We start from the raw sequence: 11975 nt of genomic DNA, 5'->3' as shown, positions 1-11975 counted from the left end.
TATAAATTTGCTCAAGTTTTAGATCACATGATTTGCCGAAATTCGTAATTCCAAATGTCGAAAAATACTTTTTCCAAACCGATGGATTCGGACAACAAACTCTAATCGCACTAAGATATGAGGGCTTTCGATTTCATATTATTCGATATGGTCCCTCTGCTCGTCCCGGCACATTTTTGCGATCCTTCGCCGCACTCTGATCGCAGCCGCATCACTTGGCAGGATCGCCGGTTTCAGGGACCAGAACTCATTGCCTTCCATGCGGTCGGCGACGCCCTGCACCATCGGATTGTCTTCTGCCAGGAACACGCGGCTTTGAGCTTCGCGGACCATTTCGGCCTTCCAGGCCTCATCATCGCCATACGAGCCTGAACTTCCGAAGAAGTAATGCGTCGTCCCCTCGGTTTCGGGGGTGAAAATGTGAAAGGCATAGCCGCCTTCATCCACAATCGGATCAGCACCGAGCGGCACTGCACCGAAATCCATCATCGTGACGGACGGGGCGCTCCATTCCACATTGTTCCATTGATCGCACGGCTGGCCTTGCAAAGGACCAAAGCCGCAAAGCGTGCCCGGCATCCAAAGGACCGCGCGGATATTTCCCTCTACCTCGCTAACCTCGACCTCGGCGGAGCGCATACTGGCGTTGCCCAGCGAGCCGTCATGCAAAAACCCGACATGAGTGAGATCCATCAGATTGTCGATTTCGAGCAGCCAGTTCGCCCGAACGTGAAGATAGTTGCCCAGATTATCGTGACCGCCCTCGGGGGGTATCCGGCTGAGATTCGGGATGCGATCAGGGTCCGCAAGTGCTGGGTCGCCTGGCCATATCCACAAGATGCGATGGCGTTCGACGAGCGGGTAGGAGCGCACACGCGTCCCTGGCGGGAAATGTCCGCTACCGCCCGGATTGGCGACACAGACTCCGGTACGGTCGAACTGCAGCCCATGGTAACCACATTCGATCCGATCGCCCTTCAGCTTGCCGAGGCTGAGCGGCGCGAAGCGATGCGGGCAGCGATCGTCGAAAGCAACAGCCTCCCCGTCGCCCATACGGAACAGCACGATCGGCCTGTCGAAAAGACGGCGAGCCAGAAGTCCGCCGCGAACTTCGCTCGCCCATGCTGCCATGTACCAGCTGTTGAGGGGGAAACTGCGGGCGGACCCGCGCCCGGCGTCCGGATGCTTATCCATGATCATGCCCGGCCGCCTCGCGGGCGACGGGATGCATAGCGCGTCTGATATGGTATGCTGCCGCCCTTCATCCTCTCACCCCGGCTCTTTTACTTTGGGCGCAGTTTAAGTCTGATCCCGGCAGTGGGTGTAGGCGCGCACCCGAAAGACACTCTTTCCAAATCGGCACTTCGAGCGCGCGGCCCCCGACAGATGCGATGCGCGACCGGATCACTTCCCCGCCGGCCACCCGACTCCGGCGTTTCTCCCGGTCGCGCCCCAACCTTTTCCATTTCGGAATGCCAGTGGTTCCAAGCCGCGATTGTCAAAGATCGTGCCGCGCTCCATGCTGGCTCAAACATAAATGGAGCGTTTTGGGGATGAAAAGCTGGAAGGACGATCCGCGGGCGGCAACAAACCCGCTGTTCAACGACAATAAACTCAAGCTGGGCCTTTTCGCACTGAACGGCATCGGGATCAGCATGACGACGGCGCCAGAAGCGCTGAATGCGAACTGGGACGAGTCCATCGCGGTTTCGAAAGCCGCCGATGAGGCGGGATTCGAGGCGAATGTTCCCTATGCGCGCTGGCGAGGTTTTGTCGAGGACGAGCCGGGACACCGCAGCGGCAATGTCATGGATTGTTACACCTGGGCCGCCGCAACGAGCCAGCTTACGAAGCGGAGCGGCGTGTTCTCCACCTCGCACGTACCCACGATTCATCCGATCGCCGCAGCCAAACAGTGCGCCACGATCGATCTGATTTCAGGTGGGCGGTTCGGGCTGAACGTCGTGGCCGGCTGGAACAAGCCCGAACTCGACATGTTCGGCGCGCCGATGAAGGAGCATGACGACCGCTACGCGCAGGCCGCGGAATGGATTGACATCATCCAGCAGCTCTGGAGCCGCGACGAGGCCTTCGACTACGATGGGCAGTTTTACACGATCAAGAAGGGCATCAGCCTGCCGAAGCCGAAGCAGAAGCCCTTCCCTCCGATCATGAATGCCGGCGGTTCCGATCGCGGCCGCGCCTTTGCCGCCAAATACGCGGATATGGCGTTCATCATCGTCAAGTCTGAGGACCCCGACGAAATCCGCGCGGAAGCTGATCTCTACCGTCGGACCGCGCGGGAGGAATATGGGCGCGATCTCCAGATCTGGTCCTATGCCTATGTCGTCCAGCGCGACAGCGAGAAGGAGGCCCGGGATTTCCTGAACTATTACGCGGTCCAGTACGGAGACGACAAGGCTCTGGACGGTTGGATGCACCTTCAGGGCATGCATACCCAGCTGATGTCGAAGGAAGCCATGGAAGCGATGCGCTTCCGCTTTAAAGCCGGTAACGGCGGGTTCGAACTCGTCGGGACGGCGGATCAGATCACCGAACGCCTGCAGCTTTTGTCGAAAGGCGGCATCGATGGCGTCCTGCTCGGCTGGGTCGGGTACGAGGACGGCATCAACCGTTTCACGAAAAACGTCATGCCGAGCCTTGTGCAGGCCGGGCTGCGGCGCAGCTGAACACAACTGCCGATGCAATTCGATACCACCCTTGTCGACGAGCTTGCCGACCAACTGGATCAGGCCGAGCGGGACCGGAAACAGATCCCGCAATTCTCCCGCACCTATAGCGGCATGACCATCGATGACGCTTATGCCGTGCAGGATGCGTGGGTCCGCAAGAAGGTCGCGGCGGGACAAAAGATCATCGGCCACAAGATCGGCCTGACCAGCCGCGCGATGCAGCGCGCCGTGAACATCAATGAGCCCGACTACGGCGTGCTGCTGTCGCCGATGCAATTCCATGACGGGCAGACCATTCCGATCGACCGGTTCATCGAGCCGCGTGTCGAGGTCGAAATCGCCTTCATCCTGAAGAAGCCATTGCAAGGCCCGAACTGCACGATCTTCGACGTGCTCAATCACAGCGACTATGTCGTACCCGCCGTGGAGATCATCGACGCCCGCATCGAACGCATCGACCGCGAAGGGCGCGGCACCCGCACGGTGATCGACACCATTTCCGACAATGCCGCGAACGCAGGAATCGTGATGGGCGGTCGTCCGATGCGCCCCGACGCGATCGACCTGCGCTGGGTATCGGCGATTCTCCACAGGAACGGCGAGATCGAGGAAACCGGCGTCGGCGCGGCGGTGCTGAACCATCCGGCCAATGGACCGGCCTGGCTCGCCAACCGGCTATCACGCTTCGGCGTTTCGCTGGAAGCCGGTGAGATCATTCTCGGCGGATCGTTCACCGGTCAGGTGTTCGTTCGCCCCGGCGACAGCTTCAACGTCGATTTCGGCCCCATGGGCTCCATCGGAATGCGGTTCGCGTGAACGCTTTCAAGCAGGCGCTCGTCGAAGGCCGGCGGCAGATCGGCCTGTGGCAGGCGCTGGCGAATCCCTACACGGCGGAGATCTGCGCGGGTGCCGGTTTCGACTGGCTGCTGATCGATGGCGAGCACGGCCCGAACGACCTGCCACTCGTTCTCCAGCAGCTCCAGGCGGTCTCTGCGTCGCCGACCGAAGCGGTCGTCCGGCTGCCCTGGGGCGACGCCGTGCTCATCAAGCAATATCTCGATATCGGCGCGCGCAGCCTGCTCATCCCCATGGTCGAAAGCGCCGCGCAGGCGGCCAGCCTGGTCGCCGCCTGCCGCTATCCCCCGCGCGGCACACGCGGTGTCGGGTCGGCGGTCGGCAGGGCCAGCCGCTGGAACCGGGCGCCGAACTATCTGCGCGATGCCGAGCAGGAAATCTGCCTGCTGCTTCAGATCGAAAGCGTCGAGGGGCTGAATGCGTGCGCCGAGATCGCGCGGACGGACGGCGTCGACGGCGTGTTCATCGGCCCGTCCGATCTCGCGGCGGCGCTCGGCCATCTCGGCAACCCCGGACATCCCGAGGTCCGGTCGGCGATCTTTAGCGCGATCGAGACCATTCGCGCGGCGGGCAAGGCCTCAGGCCTGCTCGCCGCCGATGAACAGTTCGCGCGTACGTGCCTGTCGGCGGGTGCGAGCTTCGTCGCGGTCGGCACCGATGTCACCATTCTGGCGCGCGGCAGCGAGGCCCTTGTGCGCGCGTTCCGCGACGATCCCGCACCGCCAGCCGATCCACCGCAAGGCGACGGAATCTACTGAGCGATCAGCTCACGGCTTCGAGAACCGTTCCCTTGCGTTCCTGTGATATGCGCTGGGCCAGTATGCGCCGTGCGCGGACACCGCCGACATCGGTCGGCAGGATAACCGGGCGAAGCTGCATAATATCGCGGTTTCCGATCCGCCTTTGCTGGGCTTCCAGAACAGGCTTGTCCTGCTCCCCAAAGCCGATGCGCTGCCACTCACGCACCTTCTCATCCGCCGCGGGATCGCCGACCCCATAGTCACGGCTGTGCGCGTAGAAATAATGGCAGCTCCCATCGTCCTCCGGCGTAACGAGATGTGCGCTGTCGTTGCCGATCACATATTTTTCGGGCGCGCCCGGCTCCGTCACCCGCGCCGTGAGCTTGATACTCGACGGCAGGGTCCACCGCGTTTCCATAGTGAAATCGATAAGCCGATCGGGCGACAGAAATCCCTGCAAGAACGGCGCCGGCCGACCGTTTGGGAAGGTCAGCGATCGATAGACGTCGTCTCCCTCCTGCCAAGTGTCATGCTCAAGCCGGGAATAGGCTTCGGATGCCTGGAAATCCCGATGAACGAACTGGATGTGGGTAAGGTCCGACAGATTGTCGATCGCCAGCTGATAATCGGCCCGGACATAGGCATAGCCTGTGACCGTTGCCCGGCCCGGCGCGGTCAGGAAGGAGAAATCCGCGATCTTGTCCGCGTCCGCGAGCGCGGGATCGCCCGTCCACACCCAAATGACGCCGTTGCGCTCGGCGACGAGGTAGGTCTTCACCACCGCGCGCTCGGGCGGATCACCGAGCGGGTTGAACACGCAGCGCCCCTCCGAGCCGAAACGCAACCCATGATAGGCGCATTCCAGCACCCCTTCAGCGGTAACACTGCCAAGACTGAGGGGCACGAAGCGATGGGGGCACATATCGGCCAGTGCAACGAGGCCATCCTGCCCACGGAAACAGACGATGTCTTCGCCCGCGATCCTTCGTCCCAACGGCTTTTCGGCAACCTCCTCGCCCCAGGCGAACACGTACCAGGTGTTGCGAAGAAAATTCTGGCTCATCTCGCTTCCTATCTCGAACAGCGGTCAGGCCGGCTCGACCACGCGGTGACGAAACGTGCTGCCGATATGGTCGGGCGGCAACCGACCGTCGCTCCCCGGAAAGAACTTCTGCCGCATCGTTCCGGGTGCGTAAGCCGTCTTGTATACGCCGCGATTCTGCAATTCCGGCACAACCAAATCGACGAAGGCGCCAAGGCCGCCAGGCTCGACAGTGCGCACCAGATTGAATCCGTCGAGGTCTGCCTCCTCAGTCCATTTCACCATCTCGTCGCACACCTCGTCGGCCGAACCGACAAAGAACGCCTCGCGCCCACCGATCTTGCCGAATTGCCCCAGATCGCGAACCTTGATTGGACGACCGGGGTTATATTTGGTCATCGCCTCCATGATTGACTGGATGGCATTGCTTTCGACATAGGTGATCGGGTCGTCCGGCGCATATTTGGACAGATCAATGCCGAGCCATTGCGAGAACATCGCCAGATTGCCCTCTTCATCGCTGTACGCCGCGATATCTCGCTGAATGTCACGCGCCTCGGCGCTGCTGGAGGCAACGATGACGGTGGCCGCGTTGAATACCTTCACACTGTCTGGGCGGCGGCCCGCGCGCACGGCTTCGTCGCGATAGGCTTGCACCGTCTTTTTCGCGAAGCCGATATCGCTCGTCGACATAAACGTGCACTCGGCATGGCGGCCGGCGAAGACCCGTCCGCGCCCCGATGCGCCCGCCGCGTAGATCATCGGCGTACGTTGCGGCGAAGGCTCGGACAGGTGCATGGCGTCGCAACGGTAATGCTCGCCGTGGTGATGGACCATGTGGACTTTGTCAGGATCGGCGAAGGTACGCGAGGTCTTGTCGCGAACGGCGGCGCCATCCTCCCAGCTGCTTTCCCACAGCTTGTACATCAGCTCCATATATTCGTCGGCCATGTCGTAGCGGGCGTCGTGCGCGACCTGCTGCGTCGTGCCGACGGCACGGGCGGTGCTGGCAAGAACCCCGGTCACGACGTTCCACGCCACCCGCCCCTTCGTCAGATGGTCGAGCGTGCTGAACCGGCGCGCCAGCAGATAGGGCTGTTCGTAGGTCGTGTTGCCGGTGATGCCGAAGCAGAGATTACGGCTGACGGCGGCCATCGCCGAGATCAGCACCATGGGATCGTTGTTGGGCATCATCGTCCCCGAGCGGAGGACCGCATCAGTCGTTCCGCCGTAGACATCGTTCGCGCCCAGAACATCGGCCAGAAAGACCGCGTCGATCAGCCCGCGCTCACACAGGCGCGCAAGGTCGGTCCAGAATTCGATATCGGTATAGCCAAGGCCGTTGGATCGGGGATGCGCCCAAAGCCCTGCCCAGGACTGGGTGGGAGACGCCATCGAGAAAGCATTGACGGCAATCTGTTTGCTTCGGCCCATAATTCCTCCCCGAACACTCTTCTTCTGATTCTGAGCTTCCTTCGGTGCAAAGCCAATGCAAAGGCCTCATCCGGAATATCATTCTTGTCGTTTTGGAACGCGCTTTTCGTTGGCGGGCGCGCGAGGCGCGACTGTAAACCCGCCCCAATGACTTTGGCAGAGACCTTTTCATGACGTCTTTGGAGGCCCCCTCCCCCGAGCAGCGAACGATGGAACGGCATGACTTCCATTGCTTCGAGCCGGCGCGGGGACATGGCCTGAAGCACAATCCGATGCAGGCCATCATCGCGCCGCGGCCGATCGGGTGGATTTCATCGGTCAGCCGGGCCGGGCACCGGAATCTGGCACCGTACAGCTTCTTCAACATGTTTCGCAGCGATCCGCCGCTGATCGGTTTCTCCAGCGGCGGCCGCAAGGACAGTCTGTGCAACATCGAGGAGACCGGACGCTTCGTCTGGAACCTCGCCACGCGCAGCCTCGCGAACCCGATGAACGTGTCGTCATCCATCGTCCCGCGCGACGTGGACGAATTCGAACTCGCCGGTCTCACGCCCGTCCCGTCCAGTTTCGGGGCGCCGGCCTATGTCGGAGAATCGCCGGTTTCGTTCGATTGCGTGCTGACCCAGATCGTCGATCTGAAAGACCGAAGCGGCCACCCTTCCGGCAGCCATCTGATCGTCGGCGAGGCGGTTTACGTCAGGATCGCGCGCGATTTGATCGTGGATGGAATCTACGACACGCTGAAAGGCGAACCGATCATGCGCGGCGGCGGCCTGTCGGACTATTTCTATCTGACGGCGGAGGGATATTTCCGCATGGGAAGGCCGGATTAACGGCACGGTTCTGGGGAGGCGAAGGGAATGATCGAAAGCGCAACGACGCGGCAAGGCCGTCTGACCGGAATCGCCACCCGGACGGGTTCGGCCTTTCTCGGCATCGGCTATGCGGCGCCGCCGGTCGGCGATCTGCGCTGGCGTCCGCCCGTCGACCCGCCGGCATGGCAAGGAAGCCGCGCCGCCGATCGCCATTCGCCCGTGGCGATGCAGTTCCTGCCGGCGCCGAATTCGCTCTATCATCCCGGCTCGCCACCGCAGAGCGAGGATTGCCTCACGCTCAACATCTGGACCGACGCGCACAGCCGTGGCGAACGGCGCCCCGTCATGGTCTGGTTTCACCTCGGCGCCTTCATGTTCGGTTCGTCGGCCTGCACCACGGCGCCGGATGGCAAGCTGCTCTTCGACGGCAGCGGGCTTGCCGCGCTCGGCGTGGTGGTGGTCACCGTCAACTACCGGCTGGGCCGCCTCGGCTTTCTCGCCCACCCGCTGCTCACGGCCGAAAGCGGTCACGACGCCTCCGGCAACTACGGCTTCATGGATCAGGTGGCCGCGCTCCGCTGGGTGCGGGACAATATCGCGGAATTCGGAGGCGACCCCGAAAACGTAACCATCTTCGGCGTGTCGGCGGGATCGGCGAGCTGCTCGATGCACATGGCGTCGCCGCTTTCGAAAGGACTTTTCCACCGCGCTATCGCCGGCAGCGGCGCCTTCATGGGGCCGCCGAGCCGGGACAGCGGCCTGTTCGACCGGCTGCTCGACCTTCCCTCAGCGGAGCAACGCGGCGTACAGGTGTCGGAAGCGCTGGGCGCGGAATCGCTCGATGCCTTGCGCGCGCTGCCGGCGGCGGCGGTCATGGCGGTGGAGATCCCGATGGAACCGGGGCGCTGGTACATGGAAGGGCTCGGCGGCTATCTCGGCGAGGGCGCCGCCGACACCAACTATCCGATCGTCGACGGTTACGCCCTGCCTGACTCTCCCGCCGCGATCATTCGGGCGGGCGCCCACAACGACGTGCCATTGCTCACCGGTTCGACCCTCGACGACTGCTCCGGCCTGCCCGGCATCAGGACGCTGGCCGAATACGATGCCTACCTGCGCGCCGACATGGGCGCGCTGGCCGATGCTGCCCTGCAGGCCTACCCCGCGAACGACGATCAGGCCGCCCTCCGCGCGAGCGGCGATCTCCTCGCCGACCGGGTCTTCGGCTGGCAGAACTGGACGTGGGCTAATCTCGCCGCCCGTCATGGCAGCCGGCCGGTTTACTATTACGACTGGAGCTATGCCCCGCCGATCCCGGAAGGCCGTTATCTCGAAAGCGGCTTCGGCGCCGTCCATGCGGCGGAAATGCCGTATATCTTCCGGAACCTGACTGCTTACGACTGGTCCTGGACGGAACGGGACGAGAAGATGTCCGATCTCGTTTCGCGCTACTGGGTGAACTTCGCGCGGTCCGGAAATCCGGACGGCGACGGACTACCCCATTGGCCGCCGTTCGATGGCCGCAACGGCCCCGCAATGCAGCTCGGCGAGACAGTCGCCGTCAGCGAACCACAGCGGCGCGAGCGCTTCAGCGTTCTGGATGCCTATTATTCCCGTGAAGGCTAGGGCGCGGTATCGGTTCCGGGTTTCTCGCCATCGGCCCAGTCGGCCCAGGCCGATGTCTTGCCGATTCCGGGATTGAACCGGTTGCCGGGATCGAGTTCCCGGTAGAAGCGCGCAAGCGCTGGTTTCGCAGCGTAGAGGTGACCGACATTGTGTTCGGCGGGATACTCGGCGCCCCGTGCGTCCAGCGTGCGCAATATCGCCTCTTCAAGCCGGTGCGGATCGACGCCTTTCGCGGCCGCGTAATCCTGATGGAAGACATGACAGAAAAAATGTCCGTAATAGATCTTGCGGACGATCCGGGCTTCCAGATCCGGCGGCAACACTTCTACCCATGTGTCCGCATTGCGCGGAAGTGCCACGTCGATCGCGATGATATCTTCCACCGTGCGCGTATGGATGGCGCGGTAGCGGACGGCAGCACCCGCAACGGCGAAGCGGTGCAGAAAGGCTTTGCGCGCTTCCTCCGGCGAGCATTCGAACACGTCCGCCGATGCGCGCGGCAACTGCGCTAGATAGGCCCTCGCTTCATCCAGCCCCTCGCCTGAGACCTTCAGGATCAGATGATGCTCGAAGCGGTCCCGGAAGTCGCGCATACGAGCCGGGAGATGCTGTGGAAACAACCTCGTCGCGAATTGCAGCAGACGATCGCTCAGCGATGCCCGACGCAGGCCCACGCGTGACGCCAGATCGTCGATCCAGGCTTTCACGGCAAACAACATCGGCAACCGTTCAGTGCCGAGACGCTCGATCGCGAGGAATGTATCCTTGCCGTAAAGCGCAGCCATGTCGAACGCACCGCGATGAATATATTCGCCCGAGATGGGCAAATGTACGAAGCCCGAGAGGATATCACGCCTGATCCGCGTCAGGTCGGCGGGATCGTTGGTTCCGATATAGAACGTGCCGCCGCCGTGATCGGCTTCGAAGCTGTCCAGCCGAACTGCAAAGACGATCACTCGCCCGGCGCTTCCAGACGCCTCATAGAGCCGAGCGGGATCCGCATTGAACCGTACGGGATCGCCTTCATCCACGGCACGGACACGGTCTTCATAATCGCTGGCCGAGGCGCACAGGGCCGGATCGTGGCGGATATCGCCATCCGTATAGTCCCCCCGTTCCAACCGTGTCAGAATGGTCTCGGGGTCATGTCCGAGATCCATGCCGAGATGGTTGACGAGAGCAAGTTGCCCGGCCTCGTCGACTCTCGCAAACAGCGCGAGCTGCGTGAAGGCGGGGCCCCGCCGGACCAGCGCGCCACCGGAATTGTTGCAGATGCCTCCGACAACCGAGGCACCGATGCACGACGAACCGATCACCGAATGTGGCTCGCGTCCCAAAGGCCCGAGTAGCCGTTCCAGCTCGTACAGCGTCGCACCCGGGAAGCACAGCACTTGCCGCCCGCCGTCTATGAGCCGCACACCCTTGAGACGGCGTGTGCTGATCATCACGACCGGACGATCATAGCCTTCGCTTCTGGGCGTCGACCCACCGGTGAGCCCGGTGTTCGCCGCTTGCATGATCACGATCGCGCCGGCCTGCACGCAGGCTTTCACCACCCGCCACTGCTCGATCAGGCTCCCCGGCCTGACAACGGCAAGAACACCGCCCGCGCCGAAGCGATATCCCGTCCGATAACGCCGCGTGGTCCGCTCGCTGGTCAGAAGGTGGCGACCACCGACGATATCGCGAAGCGCATCGAGCAGCTCCACTGTCGAGAGAGTGTTATCGCCCGTCAGCATGGATCAAGACATTCCCGAGTGTTCAGGGCATCCATTCGAGCGGCCCACGGAACGCCTCGCGGAGGTGATCAATGAACACGCGCGTCTTCAGCGGCAGGTTCCGGCGCTGGGGATAGACGACATAGATATAGCTGTTGATGACGCGGCGATCGGGAAACAGTTCGATCAACCTGCCTTCGTTGATATCCTTGTAGACGAGATAACGGGAAAGGTGGCCGATGCCGATCCCATCCATGATCGCCTGTTTGTAGATACCGCCGTCATTCACGACCAGATTTCCGGTTACGTGAATGGCGGTCTCCGTGCCGTCCTGCAACAGGCGCCACTTCGAGCTGCTGGACGCGTCGTTCGTGAGGAGGCAGTTATGCTGGGTCAAAGCCGACGGCTCGGCCGGCATTCCGAATCTCTCCACATAGGCGGGAGAGACGCATACGCTGCGGATATTGGGCGCGAGCTTCACGGCGATCAGTCCGGGTTCCAGATTGCTGCTGATCCGGATTCCGACATCGATCGAATTGTCGATGAGATCGATCACCTCGGGTGTAATCCGGAAATCGACGCTGATTTTCGGATATTGCTCGAGGAAGCTCGGGATGAGCTGCGGCAGGTGATAGCCGGCGAAGGACGGCCCCATCGTCACGCGCAGCTTGCCCTGCGGCTCCATCTGGTATTCGAGCATTTCGGCTTCGGTTTCCTCGACCTCCTTCAGGATGACGAGGCACCGGTCGTAAAAGCGACGGCCGAGTTCGGAGACGGACAGATGCTTGGTGGAACGGACGATCAGCTGACCGTGCATCTTTTCCTCGAGGAAAGACACATGCTTGCTTATCGTAGAGGGCATCACGTTCAGGCGGTAGCCGGCCTCCGAGAAGCTGCCGGATTCCACGACGGCGACAAAGGCGCGCAGCGCGCTGAGATTGTCGAGCATGGACCGGTAGACATTCTTGATGTCGCCTTTCATGGCATCCACCCTTTGCTCCGCAGCGCGTGCTCCACCCGTCGTGAGTGAGGCCGCAGAAGGATGCACGTTC

General features: G+C 62.2%; 10 protein-coding genes. 5 read left to right on the top strand and 5 right to left on the bottom strand.

The genetic code is table 11. The annotated features are described in order from the left end of the window. Window positions 1-138 precede the first annotated feature (138 nt). A complete protein-coding gene (locus ACFQ00_RS13365; protein WP_381491690.1) occupies window positions 139-1200 on the bottom strand; it encodes a Rieske 2Fe-2S domain-containing protein in 1062 nt (353 codons plus the stop codon). Between the two features lie 191 nt (window positions 1201-1391). Between ACFQ00_RS13365 and ACFQ00_RS13360 the strand changes: the two genes are divergently transcribed. From ACFQ00_RS13360 to hpaI, 3 genes are read left to right on the top strand one after another with little or no spacing between them, the layout of a single operon-like run. Next, window positions 1392-2690 carry an LLM class flavin-dependent oxidoreductase gene (locus ACFQ00_RS13360; RefSeq protein ID WP_381491687.1) on the top strand — a complete coding sequence of 433 codons (1299 nt, stop codon included), beginning with the start codon at window positions 1392-1394 and terminating at the stop codon, window positions 2688-2690. Window positions 2691-2702: 12 nt separating this feature from the next. Further along, window positions 2703-3509, top strand: coding sequence for a 2-oxo-hept-4-ene-1,7-dioate hydratase (gene hpaH, locus ACFQ00_RS13355; protein WP_381491684.1), 807 nt, complete (start codon window positions 2703-2705; stop codon window positions 3507-3509). After that, window positions 3506-4306, top strand: a complete 801-nt coding sequence (gene hpaI, locus ACFQ00_RS13350; protein WP_381491681.1) for a 4-hydroxy-2-oxoheptanedioate aldolase — start codon at window positions 3506-3508, stop codon at window positions 4304-4306. Before hpaH ends, hpaI begins: the two co-directional genes overlap by 4 nt. Before the next feature lie 4 nt (window positions 4307-4310). Here hpaI and ACFQ00_RS13345 read toward each other — a convergent pair whose 3' ends face one another. After that, window positions 4311-5351, bottom strand: a complete 1041-nt coding sequence (locus tag ACFQ00_RS13345) for a Rieske 2Fe-2S domain-containing protein (protein ID WP_381491678.1) — start codon at window positions 5349-5351, stop codon at window positions 4311-4313. A 24-nt stretch (window positions 5352-5375) separates the two neighbouring features. After that, window positions 5376-6764 carry an LLM class flavin-dependent oxidoreductase gene (locus ACFQ00_RS13340; protein ID WP_381491675.1) on the bottom strand — a complete coding sequence of 463 codons (1389 nt, stop codon included), beginning with the start codon at window positions 6762-6764 and terminating at the stop codon, window positions 5376-5378. Window positions 6765-6973: 209 nt separating this feature from the next. Between ACFQ00_RS13340 and ACFQ00_RS13335 the strand changes: the two genes are divergently transcribed. Then, the gene (locus tag ACFQ00_RS13335) at window positions 6974-7597 is read left to right on the top strand and encodes a flavin reductase family protein (RefSeq protein WP_381491672.1); all 624 of its coding nucleotides are present in this window, start codon (window positions 6974-6976) and stop codon (window positions 7595-7597) included. Between the two features lie 27 nt (window positions 7598-7624). Then, window positions 7625-9205, top strand: coding sequence for a carboxylesterase/lipase family protein (locus ACFQ00_RS13330; protein WP_381491669.1), 1581 nt, complete (start codon window positions 7625-7627; stop codon window positions 9203-9205). Here ACFQ00_RS13330 and dld read toward each other — a convergent pair. After that, on the bottom strand, window positions 9202-10944 hold the full coding sequence (gene dld, locus ACFQ00_RS13325; RefSeq protein ID WP_381491667.1) for a D-lactate dehydrogenase: 1743 nt from the start codon (window positions 10942-10944) through the stop codon (window positions 9202-9204). The genes ACFQ00_RS13330 and dld overlap by 4 nt on opposite strands. A 22-nt stretch (window positions 10945-10966) precedes the next feature. Further along, the gene (locus tag ACFQ00_RS13320; protein ID WP_381491664.1) at window positions 10967-11905 is read right to left on the bottom strand and encodes a LysR family transcriptional regulator; all 939 of its coding nucleotides are present in this window, start codon (window positions 11903-11905) and stop codon (window positions 10967-10969) included. Window positions 11906-11975 lie beyond the last annotated feature (70 nt).

It is taken from the genome of Sphingosinicella xenopeptidilytica (genome assembly GCF_042676985.1).
GTDB classification, from domain to species: domain Bacteria; phylum Pseudomonadota; class Alphaproteobacteria; order Sphingomonadales; family Sphingomonadaceae; genus Sphingosinicella; species Sphingosinicella xenopeptidilytica.
Note: the sequence above shows the minus strand (reverse complement) of the source record. Positions and strands in the feature narration are given on the sequence as shown.

Bases quoted from the DNA above. Each gene is read 5' to 3' on its own strand.
- ACFQ00_RS13330 (WP_381491669.1), top strand. From the start codon at position 7,625: ATGATCGAAAGCGCAACGACGCGGCAAGGCCGTCTGACCGGAATCGCC.
- ACFQ00_RS13335 (WP_381491672.1), top strand. From the start codon at position 6,974: ATGGAACGGCATGACTTCCATTGCTTCGAGCCGGCGCGGGGACATGGC.
- ACFQ00_RS13360 (WP_381491687.1), top strand. From the start codon at position 1,392: ATGCGCGACCGGATCACTTCCCCGCCGGCCACCCGACTCCGGCGTTTC.
- hpaH (WP_381491684.1), top strand. From the start codon at position 2,703: ATGCAATTCGATACCACCCTTGTCGACGAGCTTGCCGACCAACTGGAT.
- ACFQ00_RS13345 (WP_381491678.1), bottom strand. From the start codon at position 5,351: ATGAGCCAGAATTTTCTTCGCAACACCTGGTACGTGTTCGCCTGGGGC.
- ACFQ00_RS13320 (WP_381491664.1), bottom strand. From the start codon at position 11,905: ATGAAAGGCGACATCAAGAATGTCTACCGGTCCATGCTCGACAATCTC.
- dld (WP_381491667.1), bottom strand. From the start codon at position 10,944: ATGCTGACGGGCGATAACACTCTCTCGACAGTGGAGCTGCTCGATGCG.
- ACFQ00_RS13365 (WP_381491690.1), bottom strand. From the start codon at position 1,200: ATGATCATGGATAAGCATCCGGACGCCGGGCGCGGGTCCGCCCGCAGT.
- ACFQ00_RS13340 (WP_381491675.1), bottom strand. From the start codon at position 6,764: ATGGGCCGAAGCAAACAGATTGCCGTCAATGCTTTCTCGATGGCGTCT.